Raw genomic sequence first — 22,187 nt, 5'->3', positions numbered from 1 at the left:
TGTTCCTTACACGTTACGCAGCAGCGACACGTAGTGGCGTGTCACCGCAGTCAGATCGTCGCCTTCCAGCGGAAATTCGATACCACGCGGTGCCTGTGCGGGCAGCTGTTGCAGCAGCGTGCGCCAGTGGTCATCCGCCTCATCCAGCGCAATCGCCCGGAAGCTATCCTGGTGCGGCACGGCCGCTTTGACGTGCACATAACCCACCTGTGCGGCCAGTTGTTGCGCTGCCTGGTCGGCATCTTCCCCGGTCCAGCACCAGTTACCCATATCAAAGGTCATGCTGATCGGCAGATCGGCTTCCCTGACCGCCGTAAAAAATGCGACGGACGGCGCCAGTCGACCATGCTCAGTCTGGTCATTTTCCACGGTCAGCTGAAACGGCAGATCCGCCAGCAGCGCCTGCAACGTTTCGCGAGGGAGTGCACCGGTAAAGTCTCCCAGCGCCACTTTCAGCCGCTGAGCGTTTAACTGGCGTGCTTCTTCAACGTAGTGGATCAGGCGTGGATTGATTTCGCCGCCGTCACAAAACAGCGTATCGGGCACCGAATAGCTGGCGTGCAGCTGATGCTGCGCCACCGCCCGGCCCAGCGCGGGCAGATCGGTAAGCGCCGTGTCATCAAGCAGTTCGCGGCGGATTTCAACGCCGTCAGCGCCCGCCTGCTGAATAATCGGCAGCAGCGCACGCTGACCCCCGAGTGCGGCGATCTGCGCGTGGCCATAAGCGGCGGTCACCACGATGATGTCAGGTTTCATGTTCTACTCCATGGCAGGGTTCTGCCCATAACGAATAGAAAAACCCTAAATGGAACCGGTTCCAAAGCAAAGGAGCAAACTGTGAAATTATGATCGTGCTCACGAAGCGAGCACGTAAACGGAAGGTTAAATCTGAAATTCAGCCCAGAGGCTGGCTTGAGCCGCGAACAATCAGTTCACCAGAGAAGACCTGCTCGCCAACCGGCATATCACTGCCCTCAATACGGGCAATCAGGCGTTCCAGTGCACTGAAGCCAATCTGCCAGGTGGGTTGTTTCAGCGTGGTGATACCGACACCGGCCAGCGCCGCCCACTCCAGTTCATCAAAACCGAGCAGGCCGATATCGCGACCCCAGTGCAGATTGAGTCGTTGTAACGATCGCGCCACCTGCAGCGTCAGCGCCCCGTTGGCGACCATCACCGCGCAGCGTTTGCCGGTATGACGCTGATGGAAGGCCAGCAACGCCTGGTCCAGCGCATCGGGCTGATGCAGCCCCACTTCAGTATTCTCATGCTCAACCTGAGGATGCGTTGCCAGCAGCTGGCGGAAAGCCTGCAGACGCTCGCGGCGAGTGTTGACGCTGCCCAGCGGCTCACTCAGAAACAGCAGTGCGTTATAGCCATTGTCGACCAGATGGCGCGTGGCTGTTTCAGCCGCTTCGGCGTTATTCAGTCCCACTACATCGCAGGGAAAATCGGGGATTTTTCGGTCAATCAGCACCATTGGCAGCAGGGATTGTTGCAGATGATTCAGCACCTCTTCACGCATACCGACCGCGTTAACCACGATGCCTTCTACCTGATAGCTGCTAAGCAGTTGCAGATAGTGCTGCTCCAGATCCACTTCATTATTGGTGTTACACATCAGCAGGGTAAAACCCTGCTCGCGGCAGGCGGCTTCAATACCGCTCATCACATCGACGGAATAGGGATTGGTGATATCGGCAATAATCAGCCCGATCAGGCGGGTACGTCCGCGCTTCAGGCCGCGCGCCATCTGGCTTGGACGATAGCTGAGATCGGCAATCGCCTGCTCAATCCGCGCTTTTAAACCGTCAGAAAGCAGATGCAGCTCGCCATTGAGATAGCGTGAAACGCTGGTTTTGCCCGTTCGTGCCGCGTGAGCAACATCGCTGATGGTGGCACGAGGCGGCCTGATTTTCATGAGATATCCTGCGAAATGAGAAACCAGGCAGAGACTAGCACAAGCAAAGCTCACCGCAAAAAGTGCTATACCGGTAATTGCAGCCAGGGTTGCCAAAGGGTCTGTAACGTTTCCGGTGGTGCGCCATTGATCAGCTGGATGACCATTTCAGCCACCTGCTCTCCGGCCTGGTGCGGTGTTGCCTGGCGAATAGCGACAATGGGATGATCGAGAATCGCATCACGCGGCAATCCCTCCCAGCCTGCCAGCAGAATGGCACGCTCACCTGCTGACCGTCCTGCCTGATGCAGTGCCAGAGCGGCGCCTTCAGCCAGCACAGCGCAGTCGGTGATAATCACTTCCGGTACCGCCGCCTCTGCCAGCCACTGCCTGGTTTGCTGATAGCCGGCACGGCGAGACGGCGACACAGCCGCCATCGCATAAGGTGCGACATCGCCCAGCGCGGTCAGATATCCCTGACGACGCTCACGCACCTGCGTGCTGTGTTCATTGCTGCCGAGCCAGGCTATCCGCTGCCGTCCCTGCGCCAGCGACCAGCTCACCGCCATCTGCGAACCCGCGAAGTGATCCACATCAAACCAGGCATAAGTGGGTGGCAGATCGCTGCGGCCCAGCGCCAGAAAGCGAAAATTAGCCTGAAGCAGCGCATGAAGTCGGCTGTCATCGGGCGTAGTGTGACCGACGATAAGGGCATCCACGGCCCCACTGCGCAACAGATGTGTCAGTGTCGACTGACTCTGCTGCTTATCCATCAGTAACAGCAGATTAATGTCATGACAGGCAAGGTGATGATCCAGCGACAGCAGCATGTCGCTAAAGTCGCTGCCACTCAGAGAAGATGCACTGATCGGGTAGATAAGACCCACCGCGTTAGCGCGACCGGTTTTCAGACGCCGCGCCGCTGCATTGGGTCGGTAGCCGCGCCGCTGCGCTTCCTCTTCGATACGCTTACGCGTTTCGTGAGCAACGTCCTGATAACCATTAAGGGCACGACTGACCGTCGTCACGGAAAGGCCTAAAACCGTAGCGATGGCTTTAAGAGACATGAGGAAATATTCTCTGATCAATTTTTGATCAGGCTACCATAAAGCGTCTGCTGGCTCTATTCGCCGAAACATTACTGGTTCTTTTAGCGGAAGGCTTTACAGAAAAAAGACGCCCCCAGGTCGGGGGCGCGCGCGATTATTACAGTGGGCTGAGCGTGATCTCAACACGACGGTTTTGTGCTTTACCTGCTTCGGTGCTGTTGGTAGCAACCGGATTATCCGGGCCTGCACCCTGCGTACGCAGGCGATCGCTGGCAACACCCTGCACGATCAACGCGCTGGCAACACTTTCAGCACGCTGTTGAGACAGGCGCATGTTCAGTGCACGGCTGCCAGTGCTGTCGGTGTAACCTACGACGTTTACCGCTGTTTTCGGATACTCTTTCAGCACCATTGAAACACCGGTCAGGGTATTTGCACCGGCCGGTTTCAGATTGCTGCTATTAGAGTCGAAGGTGACATTATTTGGCATATTCAGAACGATGTTATCGCCATTACGGGTCACGCTGACACCCGTGCCGCGCATTTTGTCGCGCAGTTTCGCTTCCTGTACATCCATGTAGTAGCCCACGCCACCGCCCAGTGCAGCACCGCCAGCGGCACCAATCAGTGCGCCTTTACGACGATCTTTTTTCGACGAGGAGAGCACGCCGACACCGGCACCCACGAGTGCGCCCAGGCCCGCGCCCACGCCTGACTTACCCGCCTGAGATTCGCCGGTGTAAGGATTGGTCGTACACCCTGGCAGGGCCAGGGTGCCGCTTAATAACAAAGTGATGGCGATTAATTTTTTCTGCATTTTTGTTCCCTTACATTCGACACACAGGGGAAAACCTTTCCCATAAGTGGCACGATTATGCCGCCTGATGCCAGGGAATGTAGTGCGGAAAAATCCTGATTTAACGGGAATCACGTCTTTTGATTGTCAGGATGACAAAAACAGTTGCTCTGATGATCATTTATCAGCCCACAGGCCTGCATAAAGGAGTAGCAAATTGTGGGGCCGATGAATTTAAAACCACGCTGCTTTAACGCCTTAGAGAGCGCAATGGCGTGCTCTGACGTCGTGGGTGCCTGGCTGTAATCAGAATAATCGTGAACGATTTGCACGTTATCGACAAATTGCCAGACGAACTGGCTGAAATCTTCGCCTTTCGTCTCCATTTCAAGATAAGCACGCGCGTTAGCGATAATGGCCGCGATTTTACCCGCGTGGCGGATAATGCCGCTGTTGAGCATCAGCGCGTCAATATCTGTGGAATCCATCAATGCTATGGCCTGCGGATCAAACTGGTGAAAGGCCGCCCGATAGTTTTCCCGCTTTTTTAGCACGGTGATCCAGGATAATCCCGCCTGCTGCCCTTCCAGACAAAGCATCTCAAACAGCGCGCGTTTGTCTCTTTGCACCACACCCCATTCACGGTCGTGATAGGCCAGATAGAGGGGATCCTGCGTTACCCAACCACATCGTTGCATCACTTTTTTCCTTTAATGACGTGAAAATTCTGGCGGTCCGCTTGATCTTAGAATTTATCGGTTGATAGTTAAACAACCACCGGTTAAATAACAGAGACGGGCCGAAAATTTAATTAAGACGCCGGATAATAACTTCAGTTTTGCCCGGAGAAGCGATTGTGCCGAGAAGCGGTTGGAAAGGTCTGCGGACCTGCTGTGCTGTATGCCTGTTACTCTTAACGCAACCGACTTTTGCCCGCGGTGGCACCTCTGCGCCTCAACATCCCGTCTTCTCTCCCGACTACGACACGATCCTGGCGGAGAAGATCGCCCTGAACCCACTCGCCTTCAGCGATGAAAGCCGCGCCCTGTTTGAAGCCGCCATTAACTCGCCTACCGCATCCCCCATTGCCCTGCACAGTGAAACCGGCAGCGTAGGCACTACGCCACTGGGAAAACGCTATCGGGCGGGCGTTGACCTGCCTATTGCCCCGTCACTCACCACCGGGCCGGTGGCGCAGTATGCGGTCGATCCGCAGCAGATGAACTGTCTGCAATGCGATTACAGCGATCAGCAGAGCCGTGAGCAGAGCGCCAGTGTCGGCTGGCGCATTGATTCGAAACAGGGATGGATATCGCCCTGGGCGCAGCTGAGTTATCACTATCTGATGGCCGATACATCGCAGAATCCCCGGCGCGAGGCAACCAACGGCTCTGATCAATCCGACGGCATTGATGTGAGCATCGGTGCACAAATGCCACTCAACGCGAATCTGGCGGCTTTTGCTGCGTTTTCACAAAGTGAGGCGCTGAATAATCAGGAGCAGCAACTTTATACCTTTGGATTCAGTGCCAGCTTCTAGCGGGGCATAAAATGAGAAAGGGAATCGGGCGTTTAAAATATAATGAGTCCGCTAATCATTATACCGGTAACCTTATGCGCAACGATTTGACAATTATTGGCCGCGAAATAGCGGTTTTCCTTCTGGCAGCTCTGGTTCTCGCGTTGACTATCGTCCCTGTCTACATTGATGTGGCCTGGATGAACGACGCGCTCCACGAAACCTCTTTTACTGAAACCACCCAGGAATGCATGCTGGCGATGATCGCCGCACTGTTCTTTATTGCGGCTCAACGCCGTCCCGCTCAGCGCGGGGCGCTGACCTTAGTGGCGGGCTTTTACAGCTGCATGCTCATCCGCGAACTCGACTTTGTTTTTGATACTTTTCAGCACGGCAGCTGGGTCTGGTTTGCACTGGCCGTTACGGCGGGTTCGCTGGCTGTCGCGCTGCGGACGCCGAAAAAAACCGTGCATGCGCTGGCGAATCTGCTGCTGCACCGCAGCTGGCCGGTGATGGCCTCTGGCTTCTTAGTGGTGCTGGTCTTCTCCCGCCTGTTTGGTGTGCATGCGCTGTGGCAGCATCTGATGCTGGGAGATTACAACCGCGTGGTGAAAAACATGGCCGAAGAGGGTACCGAGCTTCTGGGATACAGCCTCTGCTGGCTCGCCTCGGTGCGCTACTTATGGCAGACCCGTCCGGCTGCTGCGGGTGTCCGGGTACAAATCACCGAATCTGCAACGGCCCGCCACGCGACCTCCCCGGTCACCTCACACTGATCCGCAGCGTTGCTTTTTAAGCGATCCGCACCCTTAAAACAGGTACAATAAACACTTCTGCGTCGGCGATGGGTTCCCGACGCAAGGTGTTCGTTAACCTCAGGTCTTTTCATGTCAGCTAAAATCTTAACTTCAACGCTTATTGGCCTGGATGCCTTCCGACAGGATCCGCTGACTGCCCTGCAGCAGGCGGAAAAGGGCACGCTGGCGGTGTTAGATAACTATGCGCCGGTGATGTACGCCATCACACCGACGCGTCTGGCTGAGCTGCTGGCGCTGGAAACCGCCGTCCGGCAGCCGAATGATGTGGCACTGGATGACAGCCTGTATGACGACGCGCCCGCCGCGATTCATACGCCGGCAGGGAAGTTCGCCATGTATCAGGGCTGGCAGCCGGACGCCGACTTTACCCGTCAGGCCGCCATCTGGGGCGCGGCGCTGAGTGAACCGGTGACGCCCAGCGAGCTGGCGGCCTTTGTGGCCTACTGGCAGGCCGAAGGCCGGATGTTCCATCATGTGCAGTGGCAACAAAAGCTGGCGCGCAGCATTCAGATGAACCGCGCCGCAAACGGCGGGCAACCGAAGCGTGATATTACGCAGTTGCCTGATCCTGACCGTACCATTCCCGATGGTTTCCGAGGTGAATGATGAAAACGCCCAACGATCTCTTTAACCGTCTGAAAAGAATGATGCCTGAGGGCACCCGGCCGAAATTTGCCAATGGTGAAGAGCTGCTGGCGTGGAATCAGGAGCAGGGTCGCCTGCGTTCAGAGGCGATTGTGCGTGAAAACCGCGCAATGAAAATGCAGCGCGTGATGGGCCGATCCGGTATTCGTGAGCTGCACATGAACTGCTCATTTGATAATTACCGGGTAGAGAACGAGGGACAGCGCAAAGCGCTGGAGCTGGCACGTCAGTACGCTGCCGAATTTGATGGCAGCATCGCCAGCTTTGTCTTTTCAGGACGTCCCGGCACCGGTAAGAACCATCTGGCTGCCGCGATTGGCAATGACCTGATTCTGCGCGGTAAAAGCGTGCTGATCGTGACGGTGGCCGATCTGATGTCGAGTATGAAGGGCACCTTCAGCGGCAGTAGCGGCATTACCGAAGAACGGCTGATTCAGGATCTCAGCAGCGTTGATCTGCTGGTGATTGATGAAATTGGTATGCAGAGCGAATCGCGCTACGAAAAAGTGATCATCAACCAGATAGTTGATCGCCGTTCTTCGTCGAAACGACCGACCGGCATGTTATCTAACCTCGACCATGCAGGTATGAATGCACTGCTGGGTGAACGCGTCATGGATCGTATGCGGCTCGGTAACAGCCTGTGGGTGCGTTTCGACTGGGAAAGCTATCGCAGTCGGGTGCGCGGCGACGAATATTAATCAGTGACCCGGCTGTGCCGGGTCACTGCGTTAATCGGGCCTGATGTTCCGCATCCTTGCCATTCACCACCCTTGCTTTGTCTTTCTCCCCTACCCGGCGCAGACAACGGTGCTGCACCCGCAGTCTCGCCCGCTCCGCCGGTACCACAGAAAACCCGTGTTAATCCGGCAATCCGATCATCATCACGATCTCCGCCACCGTCGATTGGGTTGTGTGAAACAGCACGCAAAGTGTGGGATGAAGAATCCGCATGGGCTGATACACTCAATTGTTACTCCTCTGTTGAGTGAACCCGTGATGAAAACGAATGGCAAAGGCCCTGCACTACTGAGACTGAATAACCAGAAACGGGTGATGAGTCAGCTGCGTAAGCTGCGCGTGACGTCGCGTCAGGATCTGGCGGAGGTGCTGACACTCAGCAAAAATACCGTCTCATTAATCATTGATGACCTGCTTGAACAAGGCCTGATCGAAGAGCTGGGCCCGGTCAGCGTGGCGGCCGCCGGACGGCCTAAAATCGGGATTACCCTCAGGCCAGAAAAACTTAAGAGCGCAGGCATTATGGTGGAACGCAACGTGGTCCACTGGCGGGTCTGCGACTATTTTTCCCAGGTACTGGCTGAAGCGACACTACGTACTGATACCAGTAATCCGACCCGCCTGCTGGCTGAGCTGGCCATGCTGTGCCGTGAACTGACTGAGCACTATCCCGATTTGCTCGGCATTGGCCTGGGCTTTCCCGGCATCGTTGATCCGCGACGCGGCTGGATGCACATTTCATTGCCGCTTGAATGGCAGGATGTTGACCTGCTGAGCGCGCTACGCAAGCACGTTCGTCTGCCGATTCGCATTATGAACAATGTTAAAGCCGCCGCGCTGCTGGCTGTTGATCAGCGTGGATTATCGGTGGAGAGCAGCCATTTTTATCTGCGTATTTCAGAGGGGATTGGCGGCGCACTGGTACAGCATGGCGAAGTCTTTACCGGCCACAGCTGGACGGCGGGCGAGGCCGGCCATCTGGTTGTCCAGCCCGAAGGGCCGCGTTGCAGTTGTGGTCGTCGGGGTTGCCTTGAAGCGCTGGTCAGTCAGCCTGCGATTAAACAACAGCTGGCACAGCGTCAGCCTGGGCTGAGCTGGCAGAACCGCGACAGCGCGCCACGAGTGGTGGATGAGGTGATGGCGCTGGCAGGTGGCTATCTGGGTGCGGCACTGAGTCAGATTATGCTGCTGCTCAATCCCGCCACAATCATCATTGATTGTCCGTGGAACGCCAGTGAGCGCTTCTGTAAGGCGGTACGCGATACCGCACACGGTAACGCGCTGGCTTTTACCGCCGCGCATACTCAGCTGCACTTCCCGGAGAACCGGATTGACCCGGCTAACGGGCTGGCACTGGCGGTGCTGGAGGAGAGTGAGCAGCGGATGTTTTAGTGGCGTGGCCCGTGCTTTTTTACCCGATATCCATTCCCGCCAGACTCACCCTTTCCTGCTACAACACATTCTCCCCAAAATGCTGGCGATACTCTTTTGGGGTGGTGTCGTAGCTTTTACGGAATACCGAATAGAAATATTGCAGCGAAGGGTAACCGCACATCTGGGAGATCTCATTGATGTTAAGCGATGAAGAAGCCAGCAGTTCGCGCGCTTTTTCCAGTTTTTCGCGATGAATCATGGCATGAATGGTGTCGCCGGTCTCATCACGAAAGCGTTTTTCCAGATTAGATCGCGACAGCCCGACCGCATCCAGCACCTGTTCCACCTTAATGCCCTTACAGGCGTTAAAGCGGATGTAGTGCATTGCCTGAATCACCGCCGGATCGCGCAGTGAGCGGAAGTCGGTTGAGCGCCTTGCGATGACTTTCACCGGCGGCACCAGAATGCGCTGAAGGGGCAGAGGCTGATTATCCAGCAACCGGTGCAGCAGTTTGGCCGCCTGATAACCCATCTGCCGTGAACCCTGCGCCACGGACGAGAGCGCGACGCGTGACAGATAGCGGGTCAGCTCCTCATTATCAATCCCGATCACCGTTAACTTTTCCGGTACAGGTATTTTCAGGTGTTCACAGGCTTGCAGCAGATGTCGCGCCCGGGAGTCAGTCACGGCGATAATGCCGGTTTGCGGCGGCAGTGTCTGCAGCCAGTCGGCGAGCCGGTTCTGCGCGTGCTGCCAGTTTTCCGGCGCGGTCTCCATGCCCTGATAGACCACGCCCTGGTAACGCTCACGCCCTACCAGCTGACGAAATGCCTGTTCCCGCTCCTGCGCCCAGCGCTTGCCACTGGAGGCCGGTAAACCATAAAAGGCAAAGCGGTTGATGCCCTTCTCTTTCAGATGCAGAAAAGCTTTCTCCACCAGCGCGGCGTTGTCAGTGGCGATGTAATGCACCGGAGGATAATCTTCCTGGCGATGATAAGAGCCACCCACGCCGACAATGGGGACAGAGACATTCGACAGCAGAGCTTCGATAGAGCGATCGTCGTAATCGGCGATCACCCCATCACCCAGCCACTCACGGATGTTGTCGATGCGGCAGCGAAAATCTTCTTCGATGAAGATATCCCAGTCTGTCTGCGACGCCTGTAAATACTCACCGACGCCCTCAACCACCTGACGGTCATACACTTTATTGGCGTTAAACAACAGCGTAATGCGATAACGTTTATCATGCATGATGGCGCGTTCCCTTAAATCCTTAGCGCATTGCATAACACGGCTGAAAGGGGCAAAAAAATTGTTTGCGCCACAATGTGATCGCCCGCGCGATTACACCCGACGCCGCGTTGCGGTATCCATCCACACCGCCAGCAGCAGAATCGCGCCTTTGACGATGTACTGCCAGAAAGTCGGCACATCCATCATGCTCATGCCGTTATCCAGCGAGGCCATGATAAAGGCCCCCATGACCGCGCCCGCAACCGACCCCACGCCGCCCGCCAGGCTGGTGCCGCCAATGACGCAGGCGGCAATCGCGTCGAGTTCCGCAATATTACCCGCCGATGGTGAGCCTGCACCCAGCCGCGAGCTGAGGATCAGCCCGGCAATCGCCACCATCACACCGTTGATGGCAAACACCGCCAGCTTGGTGCGCGCCACGTTAATGCCAGAGAGGCGGGCTGCATCTATGTTGCCGCCGATAGCGTAGATACGACGGCCGAATGCGGTGCGGGTTGCCATAAACATGCCCGCCAGCAGCAGCACAGCCAGCAACAACACCGGCGTAGGTACGCCACGATAATCATTGAGTAACCAGATGGCACCCAGCACTAAGATAGCCGTGATCGCCTGACGCCCCACGGTGCCGCTTGCTGCGCCCTGTGGCAGGCCGAGTTGCTGACGACGCAGCCGCAGCCGCCATTGCCAGAGTGTAAACAGCGCCAGACCTGCAACACCAAAGCCGAAACCGACACCGCCCGGCAGATAACTCTGTCCAATCTGCGACATGCCCGGTGTAATCGGCGCAACGGTGGTGCCATCGGTAATGCCGACCAGAATACCGCGGAACGCCAGCATCCCCGCCAGTGTCACAATAAACGACGGCACTTTGCGATACGCCACCCACCAGCCATTCCAGGTGCCGAGCAGCAGTCCCATCACCAGTGTGACCACGATGGTCAGCGGCAGCGGCCAGCCGAGCCAGACGTCAAAGATTGCCGCCGCGCCGCCCAGCAGACCCATCATAGAACCCACTGACAGGTCGATCTCCGCCGAGATAATCACGAACACCATGCCGACCGCCAGAATGCCGGTGATAGCGGTCTGTCGCAGCAGGTTGGAGACGTTACGCGCACTGAGCCACGAGCCGTCGGTAGTCCAGGTAAAGAACAGCGCAATCAGCACAATCGCGCCCAGCATCACCAGAACCTGCAGGTTGGGCAGCGTGAACCTGCCCGGTGACGGTTTGCCCGGCGTACCTGAGAGGCGGCTTTGGGTACTTTCACTTTTAAGCATAATGTTCACTCCGCAGGGCAGCTTCCATCACCTGCTCCTGAGTCAGATTATCGTTAATCAAATCGGCTTTGATCTGCCCTTCATGCATCACCAGAACCCGATCGCTCAGGCCCAGTACTTCCGGCAGCTCAGAGGAAATCACAATCACCGCGATACCCTGCTGAACCAGCGCATTGATCAGCAGGTAGATCTCCTGACGGGCACCCACATCAATGCCGCGTGTCGGTTCATCCAGGATCAGGATTTTTGGATTGAGCAGCAGGCACTTCGCCAGAATCGCTTTCTGCTGGTTGCCGCCGCTTAAACGGCCAATCGGCAGTTCCGATGAGGAGGTTTTTACGCGCAGCCGACTGATCGCGTCGTTGATCGCTTGCTGCTCCTGCGCTTCATCCAGCGTCGAGAGTCGGTGACTGAACTGATCCAGTGCCGCCAGGGTAATATTTTTGCCCACCGCCATCAGCGGCACGATGCCATCCTTTTTGCGATCTTCCGGCACCATCGCAATGCCGTGCGCAATCGCGGCACGGCAATCAGTGATGTTGACCTGTTTGTCGTTGATCCAGATATCACCCTGCCAGCGCCCAGGCCAGACACCAAACAGGCACTGCACCGTTTCAGTCCTGCCTGCGCCGACCAGCCCGGCAATGCCAAGGATTTCACCGCGTCTGAGTGTGAACGAGACGTTGTTGACGCGGCGGATGTGGCGGTTAACCGGATGCCAGGCGGTGAGATTGTCCACTTTGAGTATCACATCGCCAATCTGATGCGGCGCATGGGGATAGAGCGCGGTCAGCTCGCGTCCGACCATCATGGTGATGATGTCATCTTCGCTCAGGCCTGCCGCAGGACGGGTGGCAATATGCTGGCCGTCACGGATTACGCAGATGGTGTCGGAGATCGCCTTGACCTCGTTCAGCTTGTGCGAGATGTAGATGCAGGCGATACCGTGTTCACGCAGATTACGAATGATGCTCAGCAGCACATCCGTCTCCTGCTCCGTCAGAGAAGAGGTCGGCTCATCCAGAATCAGCAGCCGGACCTGTTTGTTAAGGGCGCGGGCAATCTCCACCAGCTGCTGCTGACCCAGGCCTAACTCGCCCACGCGGGTTGCAGGCGAGACGTTCAGCCCGACCCGCGCCAGCAGTTGCTGGCAGCGCAGGGTCATGGTTTCATCATCCACCATGCCGAAACGACTCAGTTCGGCGCCGAGGAAGATGTTCTCCATCACCCTCAGTTGCCGCACCAGCGCCAGCTCCTGATGGATAATCACAATGCCTTTACGTTCGGTATCGCGAATGGTCTGTGCCTGAATGTCGTCGCCAGAGAAGTGAATCTGTCCATCAAAATCGCCGTGCGGATAGAGTCCGCACAGGATTTTCATCAGCGTCGATTTGCCCGATCCATTCTCACCGCACAACGACATCACTTCACCCGCCTCAAGTTGCAGGCTGACATCATTCAGCGCCTTAACAGCACCGAAACGTTTGGTGATGTTTTTCATTTCCAGCAGCATCGACTGTTCTCCCTCACGCTATGCGCGGTCAGAGTTCGCTCTGTTTGTGGAAACCGTCTTTCACCACGGTGCTTTCGATATTGTCTTTGTTAACCGGAATCGGCTTCAGCAGCCGTGACGGCACATCTTTCAGGCCATTGTTCAGCGTGCTGTTGCTGGCGGGTGTTTTGCCCTCACCCAGTTCGACGGCTATTTTCGCCGCTTCGGTGGCCAGCTCCGTGATCGGTTTGTAAACCGTCATGGTCTGCGTACCCGCTTTGATACGTTTAATCGCGGCCAGATCGGCATCCTGTCCGGAGATCGCCACTTTTCCGGCCAGCCCCTGCGCGCTAAGGGCCTGAATGGCACCGCCTGCGGTGGCATCATTTGAGGCAACGACCGCATCAATGTGGTTACTGTTGGCGGTCAGGGCATTTTCCATAATTTTCAGGGCGTTTTCCGGCAGCCAGGCATCGACCCACTGATCGCCGACAATTTTAATGCTGCCGTTATCAATATAAGGTTTTAACACTTTCATCTGTCCGGCACGGAACAGGCGGGCGTTATTATCCACTGGCGAACCGCCCATTAAAAAATAGTTGCCCTTAGGCACCTGTTTCACAATGCTTTCGGCCTGCAACTCGCCCACTTTTTCATTATCGAAAGAGATATAAAAATCGATATCGGCATTATTTATCATTCGGTCATAGGCCAGCACTTTAATGCCTTCCCGTTTCGCTTCAGCGACAACGTTACTCAATACCTGACCGTTGTAGGGAATAATCACCAGCACATCGACACCGCGATTGATCATATTTTCAATCTGCGACATCTGTGTCTCTTCGTTGCCGTTGGCTGACTGAACAAACACCTTAGCACCCAGTGTTTCCGCCTGTTTAACGAAAATATTGCGGTCTTTCTGCCAGCGCTCAAGGCGCAAATCGTCAATCGCCATGCCGATCTTCACTTCTTTTGCCACGCTGGTCTGGCTGAACAGCGCCAGCGCCGCGCAGGCGGCGAGCAGTGCATGTTTCATCTTCATTGTGATCATCCTGTAGGTTGAGGCTATTGTCGTTTCAGGCCTATAAACCAGGCGGATGAATTGTTGCCCTTCTTCTCCGGTTACAGCAATTACTGATTTTTATCCGGCTATTACGTTTTTTGGTTTATTTCATTTTTTATGAGCGCGATCGAGGTTTCATCTTTTTAAGACAAGAGAGTGAACAGGTTAAATCATCCCGTTAATAACATTATTTTGCGAGACAGCGCACAAATAATAATTATCTGATGCCCGTTATGAAATATCGTAATTGAGCTGAAGCCACAGCCCCTATTGAATATTGCTTCAACGCAGACCATTCGGGTACTGATGCTAAGGAGCACACCATGCACGCTTATTTCGATCAGATCGATCGGGTTCGTTATGAAGGCACCCAGTCGACGCATCCTCTTGCTTTCCGCCACTACAATCCCGATGAGGTCATCCTCGGCAAGACCATGGCGGAGCATCTGCGCTTTGCTGCCTGTTACTGGCACACCTTCTGCTGGAATGGTGCAGATATGTTTGGCGTGGGGGCTTTTGATCGCCCATGGCAGAAAAGCGGGGATGCGCTACAGCAGGCAAAACTAAAGGCGGATGTGGCCTTTGAGTTTTTCCATAAACTGAATGTGCCGTGGTACTGCTTCCATGACGTTGATGTCTCACCTGAAGGTGATTCGCTGCACAGCTACAAAGAAAACTTTGCCGCTATGACCGATAAACTGCTGGAGAAACAGCAAGAGACTGGCGTGAAACTGTTGTGGGGCACGGCCAACTGCTTTACCCATCCGCGATACGGGGCTGGCGCTGCCACTAATCCCGATCCGGAAGTCTTTGCCTGGGCCGCGACGCAGGTCTGCAGTGCTATGCAGGCGACCAAAACCCTGGGCGGCGAAAACTATGTGTTGTGGGGCGGACGGGAAGGCTATGAAACGCTGCTGAATACCGATCTGCGCCAGGAGCGCGAGCAGATTGGCCGCTTTATGCAAATGGTGGTCGAACACAAACATAAAATTGGCTTCCAGGGCACGCTGCTGATTGAACCGAAACCGCAGGAGCCGACTAAGCATCAGTATGATTATGATGTCGCGACGGTGTATGGCTTCCTGAAACAGTTCGGCCTGGAGAAAGAGATCAAGGTTAACGTGGAGGCCAACCACGCCACGCTGGCGGGCCACTCTTTCCATCATGAAATCGCTACCGCTATTGCGCTGGGTATTTTTGGTTCAGTCGATGCCAACCGCGGCGATCCGCAGTGCGGCTGGGATACCGATCAGTTCCCGGTCAGCGTGGAAGAGAATGCACTGGTGATGTATGAGATCCTTAAAGCGGGCGGCTTTACCACTGGCGGCTTAAACTTTGATGCCAAAGTGCGTCGTCAGAGCACCGATAAATATGATCTCTTCTACGGTCATATTGGCGCGATGGATACCATGGCGCTGGCGCTGAAAGTGGCGGCTCGCATGATCAGCGATGGTGAACTTGATAAGCGTGTGGCACAGCGCTACAGCGGCTGGAATGGTGAGTTCGGTCAGCAAATTTTGAAAGGTGAGTTTTCACTGGAGGCACTGGCGGCGCATGCTCAGCAGCAGCAACTCAATCCGCAGCATCAGAGCGGACGTCAGGAGCAGCTGGAAAATCTGGTGAATCACTACCTGTTTGATTTCTAACCCTTCAGGAGCAGAGCATGTTTATCGGGATCGATTTAGGCACCTCTGGCGTCAAAGTGGTGCTGATGGATGCACAGGGCAACGTGGTGGCGACAGAAACGTCGCCCCTGCAGGTTTCGCGTCCACAGCCCTTGTGGAGTGAACAGGATCCCGAAAGCTGGTGGCAGGCGCTGGAGCTGGCTATGCAGGCGCTGAGCGCGAAGCAGGACCTGCGTGCAGTGCAGGCCATCGGGCTGAGCGGACAGATGCATGGTGCCACGCTGCTCGACAGCGCTAACCAGGTATTACGTCCGGCCATGCTCTGGAATGACGGACGCAGCGAGGCGCAGTGTCGTGAGCTGGAACGGAAGGTGCCGGATTCACGGGCTATCACCGGCAACCTGATGATGCCCGGCTTCACAGCTCCCAAGCTGCTGTGGGTGCAGCAGCATGAACCGGCCATCTTCAGTCAGATTGCTCACGTGCTGTTGCCCAAAGATTATCTGCGCTGGCGATTAAGTGGCGACTTCGCCACTGATATGTCCGATGCCGCAGGGACAATGTGGCTGGATGTGGCGCAGCGTGACTGGAGCGATGTGATGCTGCACGCCTGCGATCTCTGCCGGGAGCAGATGCCGACGCTCTATGAAGGCAATGCCCTGACGGGCACTCTGCATGCTGAACTGGCAACACGGTGGAAGATGAACGCGGTGCCGCTGGCTGCGGGCGGTGGCGACAATGCTGCAGGTGCGATAGGTGTCGGCATGACCGAACCCGGTCAGGGAATGCTGTCGCTGGGGACATCGGGCGTCTACTTTGTGGTAAGCGACGGCTATCTCAGCAATCCGGCGCGCGCGGTACACAGCTTCTGCCATGCGTTACCGCAGCGCTGGCATCTGATGTCGGTGATGCTCAGCGCAGCCTCCTGTCTGGACTGGGCAGCAACGCTGACCGGATGCAAAGATGTTCCTGAGCTGCTGGCTGAAGCGGAGCGCGCACGCGATGACGTACCCGGGTTATGGTTTTTGCCCTATCTTTCCGGTGAGCGTACGCCGCATAACAACCCGAATGCACTGGGCGCCTTCTTTGGCTTTACCCACCAGCATGGCCGGCCTGAGCTGGCACGATCGGTGCTGGAAGGGGTGGGATTTGCTCTGGCGCAGGGCATGGATGTGCTGCATGAGTGTGGCGTGCAGCCAAAGAGTATTATGTTGATCGGCGGCGGCGCACGCAGCACCCTGTGGCGTCAGATGCTGGCGGATATCAGTGGCCAGACGCTGGACTATTGCCACGGAGGTGAAGTGGGTCCGGCTCTGGGCGCCGCAAGGCTGGCGCAGCAGGCGCTGAATCCGGAAGTCACCGTCCCGACGCCGACTCTGGTGCAGCGGCATCAACCGGATCCGGACAAAAGGGTACATTACCAGTCACGTCGGGAGACCTTTTCAATTCTGTATCAGCAACTTCTGCCGCTCATGAAGTAATCCGTCCAGGATGCCCGGTTTAGCAACCGTTTGGCCTGGCATCCTTCCTTATTGCTACTGCCTCTTACTGTTCAGCCGCTGCCGTATTAACGCGTCTCCTGGCGCAGTATCAATTAATGGCCCCCGTCGATAATAAGGTTTAATGCTGGCGTATGCCGATAAGCCAGGCTGGCGATGTTGTCTGCCGGTGTGCGAAGCAGGCGGATACTGTTTACCACCTTGCCCCACTATTCTTTGCACTGACGCTTAATCAGTCAACACCAGAAAAGTGTATCTCAGCTAACTGCCAGCTTATTTCGCTGCTACACTAAAATGCTTCTGTTTTACGTAACGTGAAATTCAGCGTTGATTCAGATTGCGCGGGTTAAACCGGTTAAATACCTTAACGCAAATTAAAACGATTTTTTGGGCGCGCGCATTTAGTTCCAGGCGAGTTATGCAATCATTATCTGCCCGACAATAGAAACTATAATAATAAGAATCAATATCATTATCTTTCACCTGATATATTCAGGTCCAGTAATGCTTAAGGAATTAGCATGTTAAAAGCAATGAAATACTACATCAGCAATCATTATGAGAGCGGAACGTTGTTACATCGGGAAGGGTGTAATTTAATTCCGAAGTCTCTCGACGATCGGACATTTATTGGCACCCTTTATACAGCGCTGCAGGCAATGACCGTAGCTTTACAGCATCACCACGAAGTTGGCCGATGTCTGGTATGCCTGAAACAACCCAATAATGGTCAGGCTGACGCAATAGAAGAAGGAAGTATCAAATCTTTCACGAAGCCAGCTACCACCCTGGTTCAAAGGACTGCGGCCAAAGCAAAGAAGAGGCCTGCGATAGCAGGCCATACGTGCCAGCTAGCTGAAAGATCTGGCATCACACATGCTAGGGTGATGCTGAATAAAAACCCTGAGCCCCAGCAGATATTGGGTCCACAACGGGTGGTGAAGATAAAGAATGGCCTGCAGGTTGTTGCGGTGCAACATTCCCCCTTTCACTGGCAGAGTGAGTAGCCCCTGACAACAGAATAAAGTACCTGAAGCAAGTCGCTGACTTATGCCGCAAGCAGATTACTCCGCCTGCGGCTTTTTTTTGGTATTACGCTGTGCGGTAACGGCGCATTACATCCACACCCTGCATGACGATATTACCCACGCTCATCTGACGATAAAAAAAAGACCTGGATAAAATTGTTTAATGATTTACTGCCACAGGTAATAATAACGCTTATCAATCATACCCTTAATGTAACATTTACAGGCTCAGGCAAAGTTATATTGATCAAATATTTTGATCTTATTTTCGATTTAAGATCACAATTATTGAATCAAACCTCAGTGCGTATAAAATAAGAACTCTTTTAACTCAGGTTCTTATGGCTTTTTTTCTATGCCCTTATTCTTACTCATCGTAATGTTTTATGAAACGGACTAGTGTTTACGAAACAATAAATCAGTAACTTAGCAGAACTATCCTTCTTAGATTCTAAAGCAAAAAAAGATTTATCTGTACAAGGTATTTATTTAGCCCAAATAAAAATGTTTTTTAACTTTAAAATTAAATGCTAAATTTATTTAACGCAAACGAGCTAATGTGAAAACCGCAATCATATTAATTTCACATGGATTCAGACGCTGCTTTTACAGGTTATGGCTAACCTTAAAAAGCGCATTTTTAAATTTTCGTTTGTTACACACAGCAAAAGGATATGGCATGTATAAGGCCATGAAATTCTACGTCAGCGATCATTCAACCGGAGGATTGCTGCTGCATCGGATGGATTGTCCGCAGCTGCCTTCAGAGACAAGGCGGGCGTTTATAGGAAGTTGCTATACTATCAATCAGGCACTTAGCGTAGCCAGGATAAGCTATACGGGTGTGATGGCATGTCCATTCTGTGCCAGTAAGTCTGATATAAAATCCGTTAAGTCAGAAGCAAATTTGGTGTTAAAAAAAGCGACAAGACCCAGAAAGAAATTAATCTGATCAAAAATTGATCTCATCGGAATCTGACAATTTTATTGCCAGTGAGATTAATTGAGTGTGTAAGCTCTCTGAATAAATCCCTCTGTATCCGCTTGATATATGTTATCAACCGCACTCTATCCTGAAATAGAGTGCGGATTTTTTTCTCATCTTGCTGATCATCTACTGAGATGACGATTGTGAATCCTGTTGCTGAACCCGAATAGCTGAGATGACAGTCACAGCTCCTGCTTCAGGTGAGCATCAGCCAATGGCCCCCAGCGTATCTTCCTGACTCTGTTTCTTCGGCAGCAGGAACAGCGTTGCCACAATATCCAGCAGATAAATCAGCGCCAGCAGGGTAATCGCCGCTGTGAACGAGAACTGGCTCGCCAGCAGGCCAATCACGACCGGACCAAAACCGCCTACGCCACGCCCAAGGTTGAACAGGACGTTCTGCGCGGTGGCACGTACCTGTGGCGGGAAGGTATCTGAAATCAGCGCCCCATAGCCGCCAATCATGCCGTTAACAAACATTCCCATGATGGCGCCGGTAAAGAGCATGATGTTCGGGTCACGCAGCTGCGCATAGACCACCACCATCACGACAGCGCCAAACTGATAGAGCAGGAAAATTTTCCAGCGTGCAAAGCGATCGGCCAGCACGCCAAACAGCCAGATGCCAAAGGTCATGCCGACGACGGTCACGGCGGTCCAGAGGCCCGATTTTGTCAGGCTGAAACCAAAGCTGGAGGAGAGGTAGCTCGGCATCCAGATCATCAGCCCGTAGTAGCCAAAATTCTGGACGGAGCAGAGGATAAAAATGCCCAGGCTGGCTTTAGCGGTAGCGCGATCGCGGACCAGCAGCTTCAGGCGTGCCGGAAACGAGAGTGACGGCACATGTTTAACCTGTCGCTGATACGCCTCAGGTTCTCCCATCCCGCGACGAATGGCGAACGAGACCAGCGCAGGCAACAAACCAACCAGGAACATGCCACGCCAGCCGATAATATTCAGTAGCGGTGGCGTGATAAAGGCCGCCATCAGCACGCCCAGCTGCCAGCCGATACCGACCCAGGCTGAGGCACGATTACGCTTCTCCGCAGGCCAGGCTTCGGCAATCAGCGCCATACCGATCCCAAACTCGCCGCCCAGCCCCACACCTGCCAGCGTTCGCCAGGCGAGCAGATCCCAGTAGCCCTGCGCCACCGCGCACAGGCCGGTAAAGATAGAGAAGACCAGAATCGTGACGGTCAGCATGCGGATGCGACCATAACGGTCGCTGAGATGACCAAAGACGATGCCACCGATGACCGCGCCGATCAGCGTCCAGGTCACCAGCGATCCTGCCTGTGATGGATTGAGCGCCAGCGAAACACTGATAGCCGGCAGCATAAACCCGAGTATCAGCAGGTCAAATCCATCCATGGCATAACCGCTGACCGCAGCCAGCATCGCTTTGCCCGGCGTTACGCCCGGTTTTGATTGGGGAGAAGGAGACATCATTGCGCACCTCAGAGAGTAAAGTGCCGCAATTATAAAGAGAGTTCAGGAGGTGACCAATCAGAAAGGCTTATCCCTGCGCCTGTCTGGCACAGGGATAAGGTGTATCAGGAAGGTTTGTTGCTGCCATCGTCACCCGACAGTAATTCATCGAGCCGATCCCCGCCCACATGACGAAAATCCTGACCTTTGACGAAATAGAAGATGATTTCGCAGATGTTCTGGCAACGATCACCGATGCGCTCAATGGCGCGGGCGCAGAACAGTGCCGTCAGCACGCTGGGAATCGTGCGCGGATCTTCCATCATGTAGGTCATCAGCTGACGAACAATGCCTTCATACTCTTTATCCACCTTCTTATCTTCGCGGTAGATGGTAATCGCTTCATTGAGATCCATACGTGCAAAGGCGTCGAGCACATCATGCAGCATCTGCACGGTGTGACGTCCCAGCGACTCAAGGCTCACCAGCAGCGGAAGATGCTGTTGACCAAACTTCTCCAGCGCCGTGCGGCTGATCTTCTCCGCCACATCGCCAATGCGCTCCAGCTCGGAGATCGTTTTGATGATCGCCATCACCAGACGCAAATCGATCGCGGTTGGCTGACGTTTGGCGATGATGCGCACGCAGGCTTCATCAATCTCCACTTCCATCATGTTGACCTTCTGGTCGCCGTCGATCACCCGCTGCGCCAGTTCGCCATCCAGATTATGCATCGCGGTAATAGCATCAGTCAGCTGCTGCTCGACCATGCCGCCCATGATCATCACCTGGGTACGGATATGCTCCAGTTCGGCATTGAACTGACCGGAGATGTGCTTATTCAGATTCAGATTATCCATGTCGTTCTCCTGTCAGATCAGCCGTAGCGGCCAGTAATGTAGTCTTCGGTTTGCTTCTGCGCGGGCTTGGTGAACAGCGTGTCGGTGTCGCTGAACTCAATCAGTTCGCCCAGGTACATGAAAGCGGTATGGTCAGAGCAGCGTGCTGCCTGCTGCATGTTGTGCGTCACGATCACCACAGTGTAATCCTGCTTCAGCTCGGTGATCAGCTCCTCGATACGGCCGGTGGAGATGGGGTCCAGCGCGGAGCAGGGTTCATCCAGTAGCAGGACTTCCGGACGAATCGCGATGCCGCGGGCAATACACAGACGCTGCTGCTGGCCGCCGGAAAGACTGTAACCGCTCTGATGCAGCTTGTCTTTGGTTTCATTCCACAGCGCCGCTTTGGTCAGCGCCCACTGTACGCGCTCATCCATATCGGCACGTGACAGCTTTTCAAACAGACGCACGCCGAAAGCGATGTTGTCATAGATCGACATCGGGAACGGTGTCGGCTTCTGAAACACCATGCCGACGCGGGCGCGCAGCAGCGCGATATCCTGCTGTGTCGCCAGAATATTTTCGCCATCCAGCAGAATGTCCCCTTCGGCCCGCTGCTCCGGATAGAGTGAGTACATCTTATTGAAGGTACGCAGCAGGGTAGACTTACCACAGCCCGAGGGCCCGATAAACGCGGTCACCTCATTCTTAGCGATATCCAGATTGATGTTCTTCAGCGCATGAAACTTGCCGTAATAGAAGTTCAGATTACGGACCTGAATTTTATCGGCTGATGCTGTCGCGATACTCATAATTCATCTCTCTTATACGGCGCCGCTCAGGGCCGCGC

At 54.7% G+C, this 22,187-nt stretch carries 20 protein-coding genes; 8 read left to right on the top strand and 12 right to left on the bottom strand.

Translation table 11 applies throughout. The features are described from left to right. Nucleotides 1-6: 6 nt before the first annotated feature. The 5 genes from LQK91_RS18640 to LQK91_RS18620 form a co-directional block, all read right to left on the bottom strand. Nucleotides 7-756 carry a sugar phosphate isomerase/epimerase family protein gene (locus LQK91_RS18640; RefSeq protein WP_003849598.1) on the bottom strand — a complete coding sequence of 250 codons (750 nt, stop codon included), beginning with the start codon at nt 754-756 and terminating at the stop codon, nt 7-9. 139 nt (nt 757-895) lie between these two features. Then, nucleotides 896-1,921 (bottom strand): LacI family DNA-binding transcriptional regulator, encoded by a 1,026-nt coding sequence (locus LQK91_RS18635; protein WP_105099993.1) that lies wholly within the window; start codon nt 1,919-1,921, stop codon nt 896-898. Nucleotides 1,922-1,986: 65 nt separating this feature from the next. Then, on the bottom strand, nt 1,987-2,967 hold the full coding sequence (locus LQK91_RS18630) for a LacI family DNA-binding transcriptional regulator (protein WP_003849595.1): 981 nt from the start codon (nt 2,965-2,967) through the stop codon (nt 1,987-1,989). A 139-nt stretch (nt 2,968-3,106) separates the two neighbouring features. Beyond that, nucleotides 3,107-3,766, bottom strand: coding sequence for an OmpA family lipoprotein (locus LQK91_RS18625; RefSeq protein ID WP_003849594.1), 660 nt, complete (start codon nt 3,764-3,766; stop codon nt 3,107-3,109). A gap of 110 nt (nt 3,767-3,876) precedes the next feature. Continuing rightward, nucleotides 3,877-4,443, bottom strand: a complete 567-nt coding sequence (locus LQK91_RS18620) for a DNA-3-methyladenine glycosylase I (RefSeq protein WP_105099992.1) — start codon at nt 4,441-4,443, stop codon at nt 3,877-3,879. 158 nt (nt 4,444-4,601) lie between these two features. On the opposite strand from LQK91_RS18620, the gene LQK91_RS18615 reads away from it, so the two are divergent. The 5 genes from LQK91_RS18615 (at nt 4,602) to LQK91_RS18595 (ending at nt 8,860) form a co-directional block, all read left to right on the top strand. Next, nucleotides 4,602-5,285 carry an autotransporter gene (locus LQK91_RS18615; RefSeq protein WP_231001653.1) on the top strand — a complete coding sequence of 228 codons (684 nt, stop codon included), beginning with the start codon at nt 4,602-4,604 and terminating at the stop codon, nt 5,283-5,285. A gap of 74 nt (nt 5,286-5,359) precedes the next feature. Next, nucleotides 5,360-6,040 carry a hypothetical protein gene (locus tag LQK91_RS18610; RefSeq protein WP_105099991.1) on the top strand — a complete coding sequence of 227 codons (681 nt, stop codon included), beginning with the start codon at nt 5,360-5,362 and terminating at the stop codon, nt 6,038-6,040. Nucleotides 6,041-6,151: 111 nt separating this feature from the next. Beyond that, a complete protein-coding gene (dnaT, locus tag LQK91_RS18605; RefSeq protein ID WP_105099990.1) occupies nt 6,152-6,688 on the top strand; it encodes a primosomal protein DnaT in 537 nt (178 codons plus the stop codon). Next, the gene (gene dnaC / locus LQK91_RS18600) at nt 6,688-7,428 is read left to right on the top strand and encodes a DNA replication protein DnaC (RefSeq protein ID WP_003849584.1); all 741 of its coding nucleotides are present in this window, start codon (nt 6,688-6,690) and stop codon (nt 7,426-7,428) included. Before dnaT ends, dnaC begins: the two co-directional genes overlap by 1 nt. Nucleotides 7,429-7,726: 298 nt before the next feature. Next, nucleotides 7,727-8,860, top strand: coding sequence for an ROK family protein (locus LQK91_RS18595; RefSeq protein ID WP_105099989.1), 1,134 nt, complete (start codon nt 7,727-7,729; stop codon nt 8,858-8,860). Between the two features lie 58 nt (nt 8,861-8,918). On the opposite strand, the gene xylR is transcribed toward LQK91_RS18595, so the two are convergent. From xylR to xylF, 4 genes are all read right to left on the bottom strand, one after another. Next, nucleotides 8,919-10,097 (bottom strand): D-xylose utilization transcriptional activator XylR, encoded by a 1,179-nt coding sequence (xylR, locus tag LQK91_RS18590; protein WP_003849577.1) that lies wholly within the window; start codon nt 10,095-10,097, stop codon nt 8,919-8,921. A gap of 93 nt (nt 10,098-10,190) precedes the next feature. Then, a complete protein-coding gene (xylH, locus tag LQK91_RS18585) occupies nt 10,191-11,375 on the bottom strand; it encodes a xylose ABC transporter permease XylH (protein WP_003849574.1) in 1,185 nt (394 codons plus the stop codon). After that, on the bottom strand, nt 11,368-12,888 hold the full coding sequence (locus LQK91_RS18580; RefSeq protein WP_105099988.1) for a xylose ABC transporter ATP-binding protein: 1,521 nt from the start codon (nt 12,886-12,888) through the stop codon (nt 11,368-11,370). The genes xylH and LQK91_RS18580 overlap by 8 nt, the downstream gene beginning before the upstream one ends. Before the next feature lie 28 nt (nt 12,889-12,916). Continuing rightward, a complete protein-coding gene (gene xylF, locus LQK91_RS18575) occupies nt 12,917-13,909 on the bottom strand; it encodes a D-xylose ABC transporter substrate-binding protein (protein WP_003849571.1) in 993 nt (330 codons plus the stop codon). A 344-nt stretch (nt 13,910-14,253) separates the two neighbouring features. Here xylF and xylA point away from each other — a divergent pair, with 344 nt between their 5' ends. The 3 genes from xylA to LQK91_RS18560 all read left to right on the top strand — a co-directional run bounded on the left by xylA (nt 14,254) and on the right by LQK91_RS18560 (nt 18,061). Next, nucleotides 14,254-15,576, top strand: coding sequence for a xylose isomerase (gene xylA / locus LQK91_RS18570; RefSeq protein ID WP_003849568.1), 1,323 nt, complete (start codon nt 14,254-14,256; stop codon nt 15,574-15,576). A 17-nt stretch (nt 15,577-15,593) separates the two neighbouring features. Then, entirely contained in the window at nt 15,594-17,036 is a 1,443-nt protein-coding gene (xylB, locus tag LQK91_RS18565) for a xylulokinase (RefSeq protein WP_003849566.1), read from the top strand. A gap of 539 nt (nt 17,037-17,575) precedes the next feature. Continuing rightward, nucleotides 17,576-18,061, top strand: a complete 486-nt coding sequence (locus LQK91_RS18560) for a hypothetical protein (RefSeq protein WP_008926378.1) — start codon at nt 17,576-17,578, stop codon at nt 18,059-18,061. Nucleotides 18,062-19,277: 1,216 nt separating this feature from the next. Here LQK91_RS18560 and LQK91_RS18555 read toward each other — a convergent pair. From LQK91_RS18555 to pstB, 3 genes are all read right to left on the bottom strand, one after another. Further along, nucleotides 19,278-20,519, bottom strand: a complete 1,242-nt coding sequence (locus tag LQK91_RS18555; RefSeq protein WP_003849555.1) for an MFS transporter — start codon at nt 20,517-20,519, stop codon at nt 19,278-19,280. Nucleotides 20,520-20,623: 104 nt separating this feature from the next. Continuing rightward, nucleotides 20,624-21,358, bottom strand: a complete 735-nt coding sequence (gene phoU, locus LQK91_RS18550; RefSeq protein ID WP_003849553.1) for a phosphate signaling complex protein PhoU — start codon at nt 21,356-21,358, stop codon at nt 20,624-20,626. Nucleotides 21,359-21,375: 17 nt separating this feature from the next. Next, nucleotides 21,376-22,149 (bottom strand): phosphate ABC transporter ATP-binding protein PstB, encoded by a 774-nt coding sequence (gene pstB, locus LQK91_RS18545; protein ID WP_003849550.1) that lies wholly within the window; start codon nt 22,147-22,149, stop codon nt 21,376-21,378. Nucleotides 22,150-22,187 lie beyond the last annotated feature (38 nt).

It is taken from the genome of Pantoea sp. MHSD4 (assembly GCF_021043305.1).
Lineage (GTDB): Bacteria > Pseudomonadota > Gammaproteobacteria > Enterobacterales > Enterobacteriaceae > Pantoea > Pantoea eucalypti.
This window is presented reverse-complemented; position numbering and strand designations above follow the sequence as displayed.